The organism is Cupriavidus sp. 2TAF22 (genome assembly GCF_052115045.1).
Classification (GTDB): domain Bacteria; phylum Pseudomonadota; class Gammaproteobacteria; order Burkholderiales; family Burkholderiaceae; genus Cupriavidus.
The window spans coordinates 107,814-125,158 of sequence record NZ_JBFRFX010000001.1 but is presented as its reverse complement, the minus strand read 5'-3'; the positions used below and the strand labels follow the sequence as shown (position 1 = coordinate 125,158).

Annotated in this window: 13 protein-coding genes; 8 read left to right on the top strand and 5 right to left on the bottom strand. The window is 69.5% G+C overall.

Features of this window, described 5'->3' with window-relative positions:
- Window positions 1-5: 5 nt before the first annotated feature.
- The 4 genes from AB4Z48_RS00500 to AB4Z48_RS00485 form a co-directional block, all read right to left on the bottom strand.
- Entirely contained in the window at window positions 6-1,502 is a 1,497-nt protein-coding gene (locus AB4Z48_RS00500) for a tripartite tricarboxylate transporter permease (RefSeq protein WP_441611860.1), read from the bottom strand.
- 10 nt (window positions 1,503-1,512) lie between these two features.
- The gene (locus AB4Z48_RS00495) at window positions 1,513-2,022 is read right to left on the bottom strand and encodes a tripartite tricarboxylate transporter TctB family protein (protein ID WP_441611859.1); all 510 of its coding nucleotides are present in this window, start codon (window positions 2,020-2,022) and stop codon (window positions 1,513-1,515) included.
- A 178-nt stretch (window positions 2,023-2,200) separates the two neighbouring features.
- Window positions 2,201-3,199 carry a Bug family tripartite tricarboxylate transporter substrate binding protein gene (locus tag AB4Z48_RS00490; RefSeq protein ID WP_441611858.1) on the bottom strand — a complete coding sequence of 333 codons (999 nt, stop codon included), beginning with the start codon at window positions 3,197-3,199 and terminating at the stop codon, window positions 2,201-2,203.
- Window positions 3,200-3,294: 95 nt separating this feature from the next.
- Window positions 3,295-4,500, bottom strand: coding sequence for a pyridoxal-phosphate-dependent aminotransferase family protein (locus AB4Z48_RS00485; protein ID WP_441611857.1), 1,206 nt, complete (start codon window positions 4,498-4,500; stop codon window positions 3,295-3,297).
- Window positions 4,501-4,755: 255 nt separating this feature from the next.
- On the opposite strand from AB4Z48_RS00485, the gene AB4Z48_RS00480 reads away from it, so the two are divergent.
- Together AB4Z48_RS00480 and AB4Z48_RS00475 are read left to right on the top strand one after the other, a co-directional pair.
- The gene (locus AB4Z48_RS00480; protein ID WP_441611856.1) at window positions 4,756-5,436 is read left to right on the top strand and encodes a GntR family transcriptional regulator; all 681 of its coding nucleotides are present in this window, start codon (window positions 4,756-4,758) and stop codon (window positions 5,434-5,436) included.
- 85 nt (window positions 5,437-5,521) lie between these two features.
- On the top strand, window positions 5,522-8,581 hold the full coding sequence (locus AB4Z48_RS00475) for an FAD-binding and (Fe-S)-binding domain-containing protein (protein WP_441611855.1): 3,060 nt from the start codon (window positions 5,522-5,524) through the stop codon (window positions 8,579-8,581).
- A gap of 29 nt (window positions 8,582-8,610) precedes the next feature.
- Here AB4Z48_RS00475 and AB4Z48_RS00470 read toward each other — a convergent pair whose 3' ends face one another.
- Window positions 8,611-11,073, bottom strand: a complete 2,463-nt coding sequence (locus AB4Z48_RS00470) for a penicillin acylase family protein (RefSeq protein ID WP_441611854.1) — start codon at window positions 11,071-11,073, stop codon at window positions 8,611-8,613.
- A gap of 267 nt (window positions 11,074-11,340) precedes the next feature.
- Between AB4Z48_RS00470 and AB4Z48_RS00465 the strand changes: the two genes are divergently transcribed.
- From AB4Z48_RS00465 to AB4Z48_RS00440, 6 genes are all read left to right on the top strand, one after another.
- A complete protein-coding gene (locus tag AB4Z48_RS00465) occupies window positions 11,341-12,165 on the top strand; it encodes an IclR family transcriptional regulator (RefSeq protein ID WP_441611853.1) in 825 nt (274 codons plus the stop codon).
- 3 nt (window positions 12,166-12,168) lie between these two features.
- Window positions 12,169-13,224: a cyclase family protein gene (locus AB4Z48_RS00460; protein WP_441611852.1), complete on the top strand. Its 1,056-nt coding sequence runs from the start codon at window positions 12,169-12,171 to the stop codon at window positions 13,222-13,224.
- A gap of 75 nt (window positions 13,225-13,299) precedes the next feature.
- The gene (locus AB4Z48_RS00455) at window positions 13,300-14,550 is read left to right on the top strand and encodes an ABC transporter substrate-binding protein (RefSeq protein ID WP_441611851.1); all 1,251 of its coding nucleotides are present in this window, start codon (window positions 13,300-13,302) and stop codon (window positions 14,548-14,550) included.
- A 38-nt stretch (window positions 14,551-14,588) separates the two neighbouring features.
- Window positions 14,589-15,743: a thiolase family protein gene (locus AB4Z48_RS00450; protein WP_441611850.1), complete on the top strand. Its 1,155-nt coding sequence runs from the start codon at window positions 14,589-14,591 to the stop codon at window positions 15,741-15,743.
- A gap of 106 nt (window positions 15,744-15,849) precedes the next feature.
- A complete protein-coding gene (locus tag AB4Z48_RS00445) occupies window positions 15,850-16,218 on the top strand; it encodes a Zn-ribbon domain-containing OB-fold protein (RefSeq protein ID WP_441611849.1) in 369 nt (122 codons plus the stop codon).
- Window positions 16,219-16,303: 85 nt separating this feature from the next.
- A complete protein-coding gene (locus tag AB4Z48_RS00440; protein WP_441611848.1) occupies window positions 16,304-17,302 on the top strand; it encodes a tripartite tricarboxylate transporter substrate binding protein in 999 nt (332 codons plus the stop codon).
- Window positions 17,303-17,345: the final 43 nt, after the last annotated feature.

Here is a 17,345-nt window from a genome sequence, read left to right as displayed (position 1 = left end):
TCGGCTCAGGCCAGCGCGCGGCGGCGCTGGCGCAGGCCGCCGATCAGCGGCCACACCAGGCTGGTCACCGCCAGCGCCATGATGGTGCCGACCAGCCCGTTGGACCAGAACACCTCCATGCTGCCGGAGGAGATCAGCATGGTCTGGCGGAATGCGTCCTCGGCGCGGTCGCCCAGCACCAGGGCCAGCACCAGCGGCGCCAGCGGATAGTCGAGCTTCTTGAGCACATAGCCCACCACGCCGAAGATCAGCATCAGCCAGACATCGAACATGGCGTTGTGCACGGTGAAGGCGCCGATGGCGCAGACCACCAGGATCAGCGGCGCGATGATGGCGAACGGAATGCGCAGGATGGCGGCGAACAGCGGTACCGTGGACAGCACCACCAGCAGCCCGGCGATATTGCCCAGGTACATGCTGGCGATCAGGCCCCACACGAAGGTCTTCTGCTCGGTGAACAGGAGCGGCCCCGGCTGCAGCCCCCAGATCATCAGGCCGCCCAGCAGCACCGCGGCGGTGGCGGAGCCGGGAATGCCCAGCGCCAGCATCGGCAGCAGCGCGCTGGTGCCGGCCGCGTGCGCGGCCGATTCCGGCGCGATCACGCCCTCCACATTGCCCTTGCCGAAGCTGTCGGGGTCGCGCGCGAAGCGCTTGGCCACGCCGTAGCCCATGAAGGACGCGGCGGTGGCGCCGCCGGGCGTCACCCCCAGCCAGCACCCGATCACCGACGAGCGCAGCAGCGTCAGCCAGTAGCGCGGCAGCTCGGCCCAGGTCTTGAGCACCACCTTGAGGTCGATGTTGGCGCGCTTGCCGCGGAACGCGATGCCTTCTTCCATCGTCATCAGGATCTCGCTGATGCCGAACAGGCCGATCACCACCACCAGGAAATCGAAGCCCCGCAGCAGCTCGGTGGAGCCGAAGGTCATGCGCAGCGTGCCGGAAACCGTGTCCATGCCCACCGCCGCCAGCGCAAAGCCCACGCACATCGCGATCAGGATCTTGGGCTTGCTTTCCTTGCCCATGCCGATGAAGCTGCAGAAGGTGAGGAAGTAGACCGCGAAGAACTCAGGCGGGCCGAAGCGCAGCGCGAACTTCGCCACCATCGGCGCGAGGAAGGTGATCAGCAGCACGCCCACCAGCGCACCGACGAAGGAGCCGGTGAAGGCCGATGTCAGCGCACGCCCGGCCTGGCCCTGCTGCGCCATCGGGTAGCCGTCGAAAGTGGTCGCCACGGACCAGGCCTCGCCGGGAATATTGAAGAGAATGGAGGTGATGGCGCCGCCGAACAGCGCGCCCCAGTAGATGCACGACAGCATGATGATGGCCGAGGTGGGCTCCATGCTGAAGGTCAGCGGCAGCAGGATGGCCACGCCGTTGGGGCCGCCCAGGCCGGGCAGCACGCCCACCACGATGCCGAGCAGGATGCCGACCAGCATCAGCCCGACGTTGTGCCACGACATCGCCACGGCGAAGCCGCCCATCAGTGAGTTGAGTTCTTCCATGGCCGCCTCTTCAGAAACCGAACGCCGCTTCGAGCGGGCCCTTGGGCAGCGGCACGCGGAACTGCATCTCGAAGACCCAGAACAGCACCACGTTGATCGCCACGCCGGCCAGCACCGCCCGCCACCAGGCGAACTTGCCGATGGCCACCATGAACCCCGCGATGAAGACGGCCGACGCCACATAGATGCCAAGCACGGCGATCAGCCCGACGTACACGGTCAGCGGCACCACGATCACGCCGACCTGGCGCAGCTGCGGCCAGGTAACGAAGGGGGCGCCGCCGCCGTCCATGCGCCATGCCTGCCACAGCACCGCCAGGCAGGACACGAAGATAATGGCGCCGATGCGCAGCGGGAAATACCCGGCCTCCGGGCCGTCGGGCGCCCAGCCGGCACCGATGCGGTAGTTGCTCACCATCACCACCACCGCGCCCAGGGCGATCAGCAGCGCGACCGCGATCTCGGCGGTCCGCACCGAGATCGCCGCCGCGCCGGCATGGCCTTCGGGATGTTCGTTCATGCTGGGGTCTCCTTTTGCGAGGCTGCGGCCGCGGGCCGCGCCTGTCTTCTGTTGAAGGATGTGCAAGTACGCGGATGGTGCGGTGCCGTGTTCCCCGCTCCCGCGAGCGGGAGCGCGCAGAGGAGAGCGGGGAGCGGGGAGAAACACAGACAGAAGAAACCCGGCGAGGCGCCTGCGCCTACCGCGCCGCCACGAATCCCGCTTCCTTGATGATGTCCCTGTGGCGGGTCTCGTCCGCGCCGAGGAAATCGACCAGCTTCTGCCCGGCCAGGAAGTCGTTCTTGAGGGCGTTCTTCTCGAGGTAGTCCTTCCATTCCGGCGTGGCGACCACCTTCTGCATCAGCTCGACGTAGTACTTCTGCTGGTCGGGCGTCACGCCGCCCGGCAGCATGAACACGCGCAGCATCTGGTATTGCACGTCGAGGCCCTGTTCCTTGCAGGTGGGGATGTCGCCCCAGCTTTGCGTGGCGGTGATCTTGGCCGAGTAGTTCATCCGTGCCGGCGCGAACACGCACAGCGCGCGGTGCTCGCCGGCACGCCACTGGCCGATCGATTCGGACGGGTTGTTGACGTTGGCGTCGATGTGCTTGCCGGAGAGCTGCGTGGCGGCCTCGCCGCCGCCCTTGTACGGGATGTAGATGAACTTCGCGCCGGTCTTGCGCTCGACCTGCGCGGTGATGATCTGGTCCTCGCGCTTGGAGCTGGTGCCGCCCATTTTCATTTTTCCGGCCATCTTCTTCGCGTCGTTGACGAAGTCGGCGGGGGTCTTGTACGGCGCCTCGGCATTGGTCCACAGCACGAACTCGTCGAGCGCGACCATGGCCACCGGCGTGAGGTCGCGCCAGTTGAACGGGAGCTGGCTGATCATCGGCACGGTATAGAGCGCGGACGAAGTGACCAGCAGCTTGTGCGCGTCGCCGCGCGAAGCCTTGGTGTCCATCAGGCCTTCGGCGCCGGAGGCGCCCGCCTTGTTGAGCACGATGACGGGCTGCGCCATCAGCTTGTGCTTGGCGATGATGCCCTGGATGGAGCGCGCCATCTGGTCGGACGCACCGCCCGCGCTGAACGGCACCACGATCTCCACCGGCTTGGTCGGCTCCCAGGCCAGCGCGGGCGTGCCCACGGCGCCAAGCAGCGAGGCGCACGCAAGCGCGCGCAAGGTCAAACGCAAGGTCATGACTTGTCTCCTTTGGTTGGATCGCCGTGCGCTCTGTCGGCACATCGGCACATGCCGGGCGGCACCGCGGGGCCCGCCCGTGCTGCGAACCGCGCCTACCTTGCCGCCGCCTCCAATGCCACCGAGGACGCGCGCAGGCTGTCCATCGCCGCCAGCACGCCGCCGGCCCGGTGCGGGATGCCGGCCAGCGCCAGCCCCATCTCGACGCCGGCCAGCGTGCCCATCAGGGTCAGGTCGTTGAAATCGCCGAGATGGCCGATGCGGAAGACCTTGCCCGACAGCCTGGACAAGCCTTGGCCCAGCGACATATTGAAGTGCTGCAGCACGATGCGGCGGAAGGCGTCGGCGTCATGCCCTTGCGGCAGCAGCACCGCGGTCAGCGCCGGGCTGTATTCGGCCGGGTTCTGGCACAGGATCTCCAGTCCCCAGGCGCGCACCGCGCGGCGCGTGGCCTCGGCGTGGCGCTGGTGGCGCGCGAAGACGTTGCCGAGCCCTTCGGCGAACAGCATGTCGCAGGCTTCGGACAGGCCATAGAGCAGGTTGGTGGCCGGCGTGTAGGGCCAGTACCCGTTCTTGTTGGCCTCGATGATCTCGTCCCAGCCCCAGAACGCACGCGGCAGCCGCGCCGAAGCCGAGGCCGCGATGGCCTTCTGGCTGACGGCGTTGAAGGACAGGCCGGGTGGCAGCATCAGGCCCTTCTGCGAACCGGACACGGTCACGTCCACGCCCCATTCGTCGTGGCGGTAGTCCACCGAGCCGAGCGAGGAAATCGTATCGACCAGCAGCAGCGCCGGATGGCCGGCCGCGTCGATGGCGCGGCGCACGGCGGCGATATCGGAGGTCACGCCGGTGGAGGTCTCGTTGTGCACCACGCACACCGCCTTGATGGCATGGCCACGGTCCTGCCCGAGGTACGCGCCGATGGCGGCGGCGTCCACGCCGTGGCGCCAGTCGCCCACCAGGAACTCCGGCTGCAGGCCGAGCTTGTCGGCCATCTTCTTCCACAGCGAGGCGAAATGCCCGGTCTCGAACATCAGCACGCGATCGCCGGGAGACAGCGTGTTGACCAGCGCGGCCTCCCATGCGCCGGTCCCGGACGCCGGGTAGATCACCACCGGCTGCGCGGTCTGGAAGACCTTGCGCACATCGGCCAGCACCTTCTTGCCGAGCTGCTGGAACTCGGGCCCGCGGTGGTCGATGGTGGGATGGTCGATGGCGCGCAGCACGCGGTCCGGCACATTGGTGGGGCCGGGAATCTGCAGGAAATGCCGCCCGCTGGGATGGGAGTTCAGTCGGATCATGTCACCTCTCAGGCGTGGTTTTGAATTTTGTATTCAAAAAACAATGACACACTGCGGCGCTGCGATACGGGATAATGTAGTGCCGCCGCGCGTGCTGCAATCAGGGAAAAACCCCAGTAAATTCAAGGCCTATCGGGGAATTTGGCTGTGCTTTGGCGGGGCGGCGGCGGGGCCGCGGTGCGGCCCGGCAAGCTCGAAGCAAGTTCTTGCTTGCCCCAATGTAGATTTTGAATACAATATTGTCAAGCCATGAACATGATCTCGACCCCCGAAGCCATCGCCGTAGACCGCCAGATCCTGCATGTGGCGGTGGCGCAGCGCCTGCGCACGATGATCGTCGAAGGCGAGCTCGCGCCGGGCACTCGGCTCAACGAGCGCGTGCTGTGCGACCAGCTGCAGGTTTCGCGCACGCCGCTGCGGGAGGCCTTCAAGGTGCTGGCCAGCGACGGGCTCATCACGCTGCTGCCCAACCGGGGCGCCGAAGTGGTGCAGCTCTCGCGCGAGACCATCGACAACCTGTTCGAGATGATGGGCGGGCTGGAGGCCATGTCCGGCGAGCTGGCCTGCCAGCGCATCACGCCGGCGGAGCTGACCGAGATCCGCGCGCTGCATTTCGAGATGCTGGCGTGCCACGCGCGGCGCGACCTGCCGAACTACTACAGCCTGAACCGCCGTATCCATGACGCGATCAACGCGGCGGCGCGCAACCCGATCCTGGAGGAGACCTACCGCCGAATCAACCTGCGCATCCAGGCCCTGCGCTTTCGTTCCAACTTCGACCAGGACAAATGGGACCTGGCCGTGCGCGAGCACGGCGCCATGCTCGATGCGCTGGCCGCGCGCGATGGCGCGACGCTGCGCGAGATCCTGCGCCAGCACCTGAAGAACAAGCGCGATGCGCTGATCGCCGAACTAGATCGACTGGACGCGGCCTGAGGCACGCCGCGCCGCAAGCCAAGGCATGCGGCGCAGGACGGCGCCACGGCTGCGTTCCCTGCACCCACACCAGGAAGAGACAGCCATGGCATTGCCCACCGAGAACACCGCCGTCCAGCCACTGCGCTTCATCCCCCGCGACGCGCACGGCATGCAGGGCGCCGCGCGGGCCGGCTCCGCGCTCCAGCGCCGCCTTGCCGCCGAGCTGCGCGGCGATGTGCTGTTCGACACGGCCAGCCGCGGCCGCTACGCCACCGATGCGTCGATCTACCAGGTCATGCCGCTGGGCGTGGTGGTGCCGCGCGACGAGGCCGATGCACGCCTCGCGCTGGACATCGCGCGCGACCTGAAGGCGCCGCTGCTGCCGCGCGGCGGCGGCACCAGCCAGTGCGGCCAGACCGTGGGCGAAGCACTGGTGATCGACAACAGCAAGTGGCTCAACGAGGTCATCGCGTTCGACAAGGACGCGCGTACCGTCACCGTGCAGCCCGGCATCGTGCTCGATCACCTGAACGCCTGGCTCAGGCCGCACGGGCTGTGGTTTCCCGTGGACGTGTCCACCGCCGCGCAATGCACCATCGGCGGCATGACCGGCAACAACTCCTGCGGCTCGCGTTCGATCCAGTACGGCAATATGGTCCACAACGTGCTGGGCATCGACGCCATCCTCGCCGGCGGCGAGGAGGTGCGCTTCGACGCGCGCTGGCCCGGCGAGGGCGCCGCCCACCGCCATATCGCCGACGGCGTGCGCCGCATTGCCGAGCGCGAGCGCGACGCCATCGCGCAGATGTACCCCAAGGTGCTGCGCCGCGTGGGCGGCTACAACCTCGATATCTTCCATCCGCAAAGCGAGCGTCCCTACACGGCCGACGGCAGTGCCAACCTGGCGCACCTGCTGGTGGGTTCCGAAGGCACGCTGGCCTACTTCAGGCGCATCACGCTGCAACTCGCGCCGCTGCCGGTGCACAAGGCGCTCGGCGTGATCAACTTCCCCTCCTTCTTCCAGGCGATGGAGATGACGCGCCATATCGTCGGGCTGCGCCCCGCCGCGGTGGAACTGGTGGACCGCACCATGATCGACCTGGCGCGCCGCAACGACGCCTTCCGCCCGGTGATCGAACGCGCGCTGGTGGGCGAGCCCGAGGCCATCCTGCTGGTCGAGTTCGCCGGCGAGGCGCGCGCCGAAACCCTGCGCGGGCTGGCGCGGCTGGTCGAGCTGATGGCCGACCTGGGCCTGCCCGGCGCCGTGGTGGAGATGCCGGAAGCCGCGCCGCAGAAGGCGCTGTGGGAAGTGCGCAAGGCCGGCCTGAACATCATGATGAGCATGAAGGGCGACGGCAAGCCGGTCTCCTTCATCGAGGACTGCGCGGTGCCGCTCGAGCACCTGGCCGAGTACACCAGCCGCCTGACCGAGGTCTTCCACAAGCACGGCACGCGCGGCACCTGGTACGCGCACGCCAGCGTCGGCACGCTGCATGTGCGCCCCATCCTGGACATGCGCCGCGACGGCGCCACCAAGATGCGCGCCATCGCCGAAGAGGCCGCGGCCATGGTGCGCGAATACAAGGGCGCGTACTCCGGCGAGCACGGCGACGGCTTGTGCCGCGGCGAATGGGTGGCGTGGCAGTTCGGCCCCGCGCTCAACCACGCGTTCGAGGAAGTGAAGGCGCTGTTCGACCCGGAACACCGTTGCAACCCGGGCAAGATCGTGCGCACGCCGCGCATGGATGAAGCGGCGCTGTTCCGCTTCCCGCCTGGCTACACGGTAAAGCCCTTCGCGGGCGCGCTCGACTGGTCCGCGTGGAACGTCATGCGCGATCCGGTCACCGAGGCGGAAAGCGCGCCAGGCACGGGGCTCGATCCCGCCAACGGCTTCGCCGCCGCGGTGGAGATGTGCAACAACAACGGCCACTGCCGCAAGTTCGACGCCGGCACCATGTGCCCGAGCTACCGCATCACGCGCGACGAGCAGCATCTCACGCGCGGGCGCGCCAATACGCTGCGCCTGGCGCTGTCCGGCCAGCTCGGGCCCCAAGGCCTGCTGGAGCCGGCGGTGAAGGACGCGCTGGACCTGTGCGTGTCATGCAAGGGCTGCAAGCGCGACTGCCCTACCGGCATCGACATGGCCAAGATGAAGATCGAAGTACGGGCAGCCCACGCGCGCGCCGGGCGGCTGTCCGCGCGCGACCGCCTGGTGGCCTGGATGCCGCGCTACGCCGGCGTGGCCAGCCGCCTGCCATGGCTGTTCAACCTGCGCGACCGCGTGCCGCTGCTGGCCAGGCTGAGCGAAAGCGTGCTGGGACTGTCGGCCCGGCGCACGCTGCCGCGCTGGCAGCCCGCCTTCCTCCAGGGCGCGGACGCCCGCGGCACCTCCGCAAAGGCGGAAGGCGGCAAAGAGGTTCTGCTGTTCGTCGACACCTTCAACAACCACATGGAGCCCGCCAACGCGCGCGCCGCGCGGCGTGTGCTGGAAGCCGCCGGCTACACCGTGCATCTCGGCACCGCCCCGGGCCAGCGCGCGCTGTGCTGCGGGCGGACCTTCCTCGCCGCCGGCCTGGTGGACGAGGCCAAGGCCGAGGCACGGCGCACGCTCGATGCATTGCTGCCCCATGTCGCACGCGGCGTGGCGGTGGTCGGGCTCGAGCCATCCTGCCTGCTCACCATGCGCGACGAGTTTCTCCAGTACGGCTATGGCGACGCCGCCCGCCAGCTTGCCGGGCACGCCTTCCTGTTCGAGGAATTCCTGGTGCGCGAGCGCGCGGCCGGGCGCTTCGCGCCAGCCCTCGCGCAGCTCGCCGCGACCCAGGCGCTGCTGCATGGCCACTGCCACCAGAAAGCGTTCGACGCGGTGCGCCCCGTGCAGGAAGTGCTGTCATGGATCCCCGGCCTGAAGACCGAGTTGATCGAATCATCCTGCTGCGGCATGGCCGGCAGCTTCGGGTATGAGGCGGAGCACCACGACGCCTCGATGCGGATGGCCGAGCAGGCCTTGCTGCCGGCCATCCGCAAGGCGGATGCGGATACCCTGCTGGTGGCGGACGGCACCAGTTGCCGCCACCAGATCCACGATGGCGCGCAGCGCGAGGCGCTGCATGTGGCGCGCATCCTGGAGATGGCGCTGGCGGCGCCGGTGGCCTTCGCTTAGCCGCTTAGCCGCTTAGCCGCTTAGCCACGTTACTGCGGCACCAGCTCGACCTTCTCGCGGCTCTCCTTCTCCACGGCCTTGCGCGTGTAGAGCAGCGGGAAGTACTCGCCCCTGGCCCACAGCGGCGCGAGGTCGCGATAGTGCGGGCTGGCCGGATTGCCGGACTGGCCCGGCGTGTTGACCACGCGCGAGGCATCCCAGTTGCCGACGTCCAGCACCATGCGGAACGAGGCGCCCGCGGTGAGCTGGTAGTCGCTGTTGCGGTAGCTGGTGTTCATCGGCGTAAACGACGAGCCGCCGATGGGACCGGCGTTGACTTCGTAGCGCTGCCGCGCGGCGGCGTCGAGGATCGGGTGCAGCGGGTGGTCGAACACGGCGGTGTGCAGCTTGCCCCATTGCCACGTCTTCGGATCGGGCCCCAGCTTGCGCTCCACTTCCGTCATGGCGCTCTTGAGCGAACTCACGATGACATCGTTGCGGCGCTCCGCCGGCATCCACGGCTCGGGCCGCTCCAGCACCGCCAGCACGCGGCTGGCATCGCCGTAGCCGGCCAGGCGCGCGCCGTCCGCCGAGAGCGCCGCGCGCACCACCGCCGGGCGCAGGTATTTGCTGAACCAGACCTCGAACAGCGCGGCCGGCGCGCTGTCGGCACGCTCGTTGCCGTCCCAGCCGCGCAGCAGGTCCAGGCCGCGCTGGGCCTGCGCGTCGTCGCTGCGCACATTGGCCAGCAGCGCCACCACGCGCAGCGCGGGCAGCGAGGTGGTGTCGTTCTGCCAGGCCATGCTGTCGGCCACCGTCGAATGCGCATTGGCCGCGACCAGGCTCTTGAGGCGCCGCGCGCGCGCCGTGTCGCTCCACTCGTAGCCCACCCCCATCTTCGCAGCGGGATGCTTGGGCGGGATATTGTTCTCGTTGGCGGTCACCACGAAGCCGGCGGCAGGGTTGTAGGCCCACGGCAGCTCGTCCATGTTGCGGTAGCCGGCCCATTCGTAGCGTCCGTCGCCGGGCACCGGGGTAAGGCCGTCCCAGTTCGGGCGGATCACGGTCAGGCCGCCGGGAATCCAGCCGATATTGCCGTCGCGGTCGGCATAGACCTGGTTCTCGCCGGGCGCGCCCCAGCGGTTCATGGCGGCGCGGAACTGGTCCCAGTTCTGGGCCCGCATATAGTCCATCGAGCCGAAGTACGGCGCCATGCCGAGATCCAGCCAGGCCGCGCGCAACGCATAGGCGTGGTTGCCCTTGGCGTCGGCGTAGAGCACCGGACCGTGGCGCGTGAAGTCGATGCTGACCTTGCGCGGCGCGGGCTCGCCCTTGACGGCAATCTCCTCGGTCACGGCTTCCATCGGCTCCCAGCGGCCGCGGTACTTGTACTCGCGCGGCTGCGCCGGGTTGGTCTCGTAGACGTAGAGGTCTTCCTGGTCCATGTAGAAGCGCGTCAGGCCGAAGCCCACGGTGCCGTTGTGGCCGATCGAGATGCCCGGCAGGAAGGGCTCGCCGGCGCCGATCACCGACAGGCCAGGCGCGTTCAGGTGGCTGATATAGCGCAGGCTGGGCGCGCCGTGCGCGCGGTGCGGGTCGTTGGCCAGGATGGGCCGCCCGGTGGCGGTGCGCGCGCCGGCGATGACCCAGTTGTTGGAGCCCAGGCTGCGCGCGGTGTCGCTGTTGTTGTCGAGCACGGCGTAGAGCGCTTCGTGCGGGATGTTGCCGGCCGCGGCCGAGCTCCACCACTCCTTGGGGAACCTCGGCGCCGCGGTGGCCAGCTCATAGGCGCGGCGCAACTCGGCGGCGGGCAGCGCGCACGGGTCCAGGCCGTCCGGCAGCCTGGGCGTGACGGGCGGGTCCAGCTCGCGGCGCACCCAGTCGGCGCGCACGGCGTCGGGCTTCACGTGGCAGTAGATCTGCGCGCGGTCGATCTCGCCGGTGAAGTTGAGGGTGAGGCCATGGTGGCGGATGCGCACGATGTCCTCGGCGCGCCAGCGCGCCGGCTTGTAGTTCAGCACGCGAAACTCCGGCGGCAGCAGGTCTGGCCGCGCCTCGGTCTGCGCCACGTAGGCATTCACGCCGGCCACGAACGCCTCGGCCACGCGCTTGGCGTCGGAGCCATAGGCCAGCCACTCGCGGTACATGTCGCCGCGGAACAGCACGGCGCGCGCCGCGCGGTCGCCCTCCACGTAAGCGGCGCCGAAGTCCCTGGCCATCTCGCCCAGGCCGCGCTTGCGCCACAGGTCGATCTGCCAGAGGCGGTCGCGCGCGGCCATGAAACCCTGCACGTAGAAAGCGTCGTACAGCGTATTGGCATAGATATGCGGCACGCCCCAGCGGTCGATCAGGATGCTGGCCGGCTTTTCCAGGCCGGCCACCTGGTAGCGCTCGGTGCTGGACGCCGCGGCGGCGTTGTTGGCGGCCGGCGGCGCTGCCAGCGCGGTGCCGGCGGCGCCCACGGCGGCGCTCAGGCCAAGTACGGCGGCGAGGCGGCGGGCTCGGCGAACCATCTGGAATCTCCTGGAAGGGGCGGGTACGGCATGGGTTGGCCACGCCTGCCGGCGCGGCGAAATGCCGCCAAGGATAGCGGAAGACGGCGCTGGCGGTCGAATCCGGCGCCCGCCGGGCAAGCGCCCCCGCGTTCCGGCAAGGCCTTCGCACGAATTTCATCCCGCAAAACTTTGATGCAGCGCAGAATGACGAGGCCGGTACAGGCGTCTATAACCACCAAACCGGTTTCATTCCCTGAAACAATCCTCTGCCCGGAGTGCGCACGCGTGACGGTCCCGACGACTTCCCTACAGAAGGCCTGCAGGCTGCTGCGCGCGCTGTCCGACCCGCGCAATACGCGCCTGACCGACCTCGCCGGCGCGGCGGGCGTGGACAAGGCTTCTGCGCTGCGCCTGCTGGACACGCTGGCCGCCGAGGGCTTTATCGCGCGCGATGCCGACACCAAGGCCTTCTCGCTCGGCCCCGAATGGCTGGCCCTGCGCGCGACCAGCGTGCGCCGCATCGACCCGCGCTCCGCCGTGCGGCCGGCGCTGATCCGGCTGGCCCAGGCGTTCGAGGACACCGCCATCCTGTCGGTGCCGAGCGGCTGCGAATCGGTGTGCCTGGAGTTGCGCCCGGGCACCTTCCCGATCCGCGCGAACTACCTCGACGTGGGCAGCCGGCGTCCGCTCGGCGTGGGCGCGGGGAGCCTGGCGCTGCTGGCGGCGCTGCCCGATGCCGAGGTGGAGGCCGCCGTGCGCTGCATCGCGCCCGCGCTCAAGCGCTACCCGCGCATCGACAGCGCCCTGCTGCTGCGCGAGGTGGAGGCCACCCGCGCGCGCGGCTATGCGGTACTGCTGGATGTGGTGGTCGAGCGCATGGGCGGCATCGCCATCGCGCTGCCGGACCCCGACGGCTATCCGCTCGGCGCCATCAGCATCGCCGCGCTCAACGAACGCATCACCGAGCGCGAGCCGGCGCTGGCGCGCGCGCTGCGGCGCGAAGCCGAGATCGTGTGCGCGGCCTGGACCCCCCCCACGCCAAAATCATCCATTGCACGGCGGCCACGCAAGACGGCCGCCGCGCACGCAAACCCACAACCGGAGGCATAGAGCATGCGCTGGAAGCAACGACCACAGGGTTCCAACTGGGGCGATTTCGGGCCCGACGACCAGCTTGGCCGCGTCAACCTGATCGGCCCGGAGCAGGTCCGCAAGGGCGCCCGCGAGATACAGGCCGGGCTGTCGTTCTGCCTGTCGCTGCCGCTGGACTACCCGGGCGGCAACAAGCTCAACCCGCGCCGCAACCCGCCGGTGCTGCGCCCCACCTTCCGCGACGACATCCCCTACGTGAATTTCCCGCTGGCCAAGGTCGATCCCGCCGCCACCGACGTGATCAGCGACGACCAGGTGCTGCTGTCGCTGCAGTATTCCACGCAATGGGATTCGCTGGCCCACGTGGGCGCGCTGTTCGACGCCGACGGCGACGGCCGCGCCGAGCGCGTCTACTACAACGGCTATCGCGCCAACGAGCATATCGTCGGCCCGGTGGACTACGCCGAGGACGACCATTTCGCCGCGCACGCCTGCGGCCACGACCACAGCGAGGCGCGCGCGCTCGGCATCGAGAACTTCGCCGTGAAGGGCATGCAGGGCCGCGGCGTGCTGGTGGACCTGGCGCACAACTACGGGCAGGACTTCCGCAACGTGGGCTACGACGACCTGATGCGCGTGCTCGAAGCCGACCGCGTGGAGGTGGAGAGCGGCGACATGCTGCTGCTGCGCACCGGCTTTGCCGAGGTGGTGCTGTCGATGCAGCGCGAGCCCGACGAGAATGTGCTGCACCACAGCTGCTGCGCGCTCGACGGCCGCGACGACAAGCTCCTGAACTGGATCACCGATGCCGGCATCGCCGCGCTGATCGCCGACAACTACGCGGTGGAGCGCTATCCCGCGCGCCCCGCGCCGGCCGGCGAGACGCACCACCCGCTGCTGCCGCTGCACCACCACTGCCTGTTCAAGCTCGGCCTGCCGCTAGGCGAGCTCTGGTACATGAAGGAACTGGCGGCATGGCTGCGCGCCAACCAGCGCTCGCGCTTCATGCTCACCGCGCCGCCGCTGCGGCTGCCGGGCGCGGTGGGCTCGCCCACCACGCCGGTGGCGACGGTCTAGCCGCCGCCCGGTTCCCCGCTGTTTCATAGAAACCAAGAAGAACGCGGGCCACCAAGGCCCATGGAGGAGATCACCATGAACCGCAACCATCCGCTGCTGCGCCGCCCGCTGGGCGTGCTGGCGCTGGCCGCCGCGCTGCTGTGCGGCGCCGGCCAGGCCGGCGCGCAAGGTGCCAAGCCCGGCATTTCCGACGACGAAGTCAAGATCGGCCTGATCCTCGACATGAGCGGGCTGTACGCCGACGTGACCGGGCGCGGCAGCGCCACCGCGGCGCAGATGGCGATCGACGACTTCGGCGGCAAGGTGCTGGGCAAGAAGATCGAACTGGTGGTGACCGACCACCAGAACAAGGCCGATATCGCCGCCAGCAAGGCACGCGAATGGTTCGACACCGGCCATGTGGACGCCATCCTCGACGTGGCCGCGTCGGCGCCCGCGCTGGCCGTGCTGGAAGTGGCCAAGCAGAAGAACCGCATTGTGGTGTTCTCCGGCCCGGGCACCGAGCGCATCACCAATGACCTGTGCACGCCGGTGTCGGTGCACTATGCCTACGACACGTATTCGCTGGCCAATTCCACCGCGCGCGCGGTGGTGCAGCGCGGCGGCAAGACCTGGTTCTTCCTGACCGCCGATTACGCCTTCGGCCACACGCTGCAGGAATCCGCCACCAACGTCATCAACGAGACCGGCGGCAAGGTGCTGGGCGCCGCGCGCCACCCCATCGGCGCCAGCGACTTCGCCTCCTACCTGCTGCAGGCGCAGGCCAGCAAGGCGCAGGTGGTGGGCCTGGCCAACGCCGGCGGGGACGCGGTCAACGCCATCAAGGCGGCCAGCGAGTTCGGCCTGACCAGGGGCGGCAACCAGCGCATGGCGGGGCTGCTGCTGTACATCAACGACATCCACGCGATCGGCCTGAAGACCGCGTCCGGGCTGCTGCTGACCGAAGGCTTCTACTGGGACATGAACGATGCCACGCGCGCGTGGTCGCGCCGGTATTTCGAGAAGCTCAAGAAGATGCCGAACATGAGCCAGGCCGGCACCTATTCCTCGGTCATGCACTACCTGAAGGCCATCCAGGCCGCCGGCACCGACGAGACCGCGGCGGTGATGAAGCAGATGAAGTCCATGCCGATCAACGACTTCTTCGCCAAGAACGGCCGCATCCGCGAAGACGGCCGCATGGTGCACGACATGTACCTGTTCGAGGTCAAGACGCCGGCCGAGTCGAAGTACCCGTGGGACTACTACAAGCTGCTGGCCACGGTGCCGGGCGACCAGGCCTTCATCCCGCCGGCCAAGTCGCAGTGCCCGCTGATGAAGCGATGAGCGCCGGGCAATGAACGCGATGGACTGACCGAGACGATATGCAAAATGCAGCTTACCTGCGCGGCGCGGGCAATACGCGCTTCGGCCGCATCGAGGGCAGCACGCCGCTGACCCTGATGGCGGCCGCCACCGACGCCGCGCTGGCCGACGCCGGCCTGGCGCGCGCCGACATCGACGGCGTGCTGTGCGGCTATGCCACCACGCTGCCGCACCTGATGCTGGCCACGCGTTTCTGCGAGTACGCCTCGCTCGATCCGGCGTACGCGCACGGCGTGGCATCGGGCGGCGCCACCGGCGGCGTGATGGCCATGCTGGCGCGCGAGCTGGTGGGCGCGGGGCGCTGCCGCAACGTGCTGGTGGTGGCCGGGGAGAACCGCCTGAGCGGCCAGAGCCGCGACCAGTCGATCCAGACGCTGGCCCAGGTGGGCGAGCCCGACATGGAGGTGCCGAACGGCGCCTCGGTGCCGGCGTACTACGCGCTGCTGGCGTCGCGCTACCTGCACGAGACCGGCATGCATGCCGACGACCTGAGCGGCTTCGCGGTGCTGATGCGCGAGCATGCGGCCGGGCATCCCGATGCCCACCTGCGCGAGCCGGTGACGCTCGACGCGGCGCGCGCCGCCAAGCCCATCGCCTCGCCGCTGCGGCTGTCGGACTGCTGCCCGATCTCCGACGGCGCGGTGGCGGTGGTGGTGTCGGCCGAACCGGGAAATGGCGGCGGCAGCGGCAGGCCCGTGCGCATCACCGGCGCCGGGCAGGCGCACCGTCACCAGCACCTGTGCACGCTCGACAGCGTGCTGGCCACGGGCGCGGCGGATGCCGCGCGCCGCGCGCTCGGCGAGGCCGGCAACACCGTTGCCGATATCGACTACCTGGCGATCTACGACTCCTTCACCATCACGCTGGCGATGCTGCTCGAGGAACTCGGCGTGGCGCCGCGCGGCGCCTCGCCGCAACGGCTGGCCRCCGGCGACTTTGGCCGCGACGGCGCGCTGCCGCTCAACACGCACGGCGGGCTGCTCGCCTTCGGCCACTCGGGCGTGGCGGGTGGCCTGATGCACCTGGCCGAAGCCGGGCGGCAACTGGCCGGCAAGGCCGGCACGCGGCAGCTGCCGCGGCGCAAGCGCGCCCTGTTCCATGCGGACGGCGGCGTGCTGTCGTCGCATGTGAGCCTGGTGCTGGAGGCGCAATGATGCCGCCCCTCGCCAGCCCCCGGGTTCGCTCCCCCGGCCCCTTTCCCACGGCGTGGGAGAGGGGAGCAAACCAGCAGCAATGCACAGCGCCCCCGCGGAACCAGCCATGACCACCGACCAAGCCAGCCACACCTACCAGTCCGGCCTCGACGCCGGTATCGTGCGCTACCAGGCCTGCGATGATTGCGGCGCGTGGCAGCCGCTGCAGCGCCATGCCTGCCGTGCCTGCGGCAGCACGCGCCTGGGCTGGCGCGACGCCGGCGGCGGCGCCACCGTCCACGCCGTGACCGAAGTCGCGCGCGCGCCGACCGATGCGTTCCGCGCGCTGGCGCCCTACACGCTGGTGCTGGCCACGCTGGACGAAGGCCCGCGCGTGATGGCCCATGCCGAGCCCGGCGTGGCGATCGGCGAGCGCGTGCGCGCCGGCTTCCTGCGCCACGGCGAGCTCACGCTGCTGCGCTTCCGGCGCGAATAGCAAGACAGCGGCGACAAGCCGCAGCAGCAGGCGGCACCCGGCGCGCCGCCGCACGGCCTGCTTCACCAAAACCGAGGAGACTGACATGAACCGAACCTTGCCGCTTCGGCGGCCCGCGCTCGCCCTGCTGACGGGCGCCATCGCCGTCGCGGCAGCGCTGCTGTGCATGCCCCGCGCGCACGCACAGGACTGGCCCGCCAAGCCGCTGCGCCTGGTCGTGCCCTACCCGCCCGGCGGCCCCACCGACATCGTCGCGCGCGTGGTCGGGCAAAAGCTCGCGGAGCAGCTCAAGCAGCCGGTGGTGGTGGAGAACCGGCCAGGCGCGGGCGGCAATATCGGCGCGGAGGCGGCGGCCAAGTCGCCGCCCGACGGCTATACGCTGCTGGTGGCGACCACCGCGCACGCGATCAACATGACGCTGTTCAGCAAGCCCGGCTACAGCACCCAGAAGGACTTCGCGCCGGTGTCGCTGCTCACGCGCGGCCCGCTGGTGCTGGTGACGGCGCCGGCCACGCCGGCCAGCAACGTGACCGAGCTGATCGCGCTGGCCAAGGCCAGGCCGGATCAGGTCAGCTTTGCCAGCTCGGGCAACGGGCAATCCACGCATCTTGCCGCCGAACTGTTCAACAGCATGGCGGGCACGCACATGACCCACGTGCCGTACAAGGGCAGCGCGCCAGCGCTCACCGACGTGATGGGCGGGCAGGCCACCGTGATGTTCGACACCATGCTCTCGGCCATGCCCTTCGTGCGCGAGGGCCGGCTCAAGGCGCTGGCGATCACCGGCGCGGCGCGCTCGCCCGCCGCGCCCGACGTGCCCACCGTGGCGCAAGCCGGGCTGCCCGGCTACGAGGCCACCGCCTGGAACGCGCTGCTGGCGCCGGCCGGCACGCCGCCCGCCGTGATCGGCACGCTGAGCGCCGCGCTCAAGGCCGTGCTCGGGCAGGACGACGTGCGCGCCAGGTTCGCTACGCAGGGTTTCGCCGCGGAATGGACCGCGCCGGCCGCCACCGGTCAGTTCCTCGCGCGCGAGATCGACAAGTGGGGCAAGGTGGTCAAGGCCTCCGGCGCCACCATCGACTGACTCCCGCCCTCTCTCTCTCACACTCATCCTTTCGCCTTCACGC

Excerpts from the sequence above, each read along its gene's own strand:
- AB4Z48_RS00500 (WP_441611860.1), bottom strand. The coding sequence starts at position 1,502 with ATGGAAGAACTCAACTCACTGATGGGCGGCTTCGCCGTGGCGATGTCG.
- AB4Z48_RS00495 (WP_441611859.1), bottom strand. The coding sequence starts at position 2,022 with ATGAACGAACATCCCGAAGGCCATGCCGGCGCGGCGGCGATCTCGGTG.
- AB4Z48_RS00490 (WP_441611858.1), bottom strand. The coding sequence starts at position 3,199 with ATGACCTTGCGTTTGACCTTGCGCGCGCTTGCGTGCGCCTCGCTGCTT.
- AB4Z48_RS00485 (WP_441611857.1), bottom strand. The coding sequence starts at position 4,500 with ATGATCCGACTGAACTCCCATCCCAGCGGGCGGCATTTCCTGCAGATT.
- AB4Z48_RS00480 (WP_441611856.1), top strand. The coding sequence starts at position 4,756 with ATGATCTCGACCCCCGAAGCCATCGCCGTAGACCGCCAGATCCTGCAT.
- AB4Z48_RS00475 (WP_441611855.1), top strand. The coding sequence starts at position 5,522 with ATGGCATTGCCCACCGAGAACACCGCCGTCCAGCCACTGCGCTTCATC.
- AB4Z48_RS00470 (WP_441611854.1), bottom strand. The coding sequence starts at position 11,073 with ATGGTTCGCCGAGCCCGCCGCCTCGCCGCCGTACTTGGCCTGAGCGCC.
- AB4Z48_RS00460 (WP_441611852.1), top strand. The coding sequence starts at position 12,169 with ATGCGCTGGAAGCAACGACCACAGGGTTCCAACTGGGGCGATTTCGGG.
- AB4Z48_RS00455 (WP_441611851.1), top strand. The coding sequence starts at position 13,300 with ATGAACCGCAACCATCCGCTGCTGCGCCGCCCGCTGGGCGTGCTGGCG.
- AB4Z48_RS00445 (WP_441611849.1), top strand. The coding sequence starts at position 15,850 with ATGACCACCGACCAAGCCAGCCACACCTACCAGTCCGGCCTCGACGCC.
- AB4Z48_RS00440 (WP_441611848.1), top strand. The coding sequence starts at position 16,304 with ATGAACCGAACCTTGCCGCTTCGGCGGCCCGCGCTCGCCCTGCTGACG.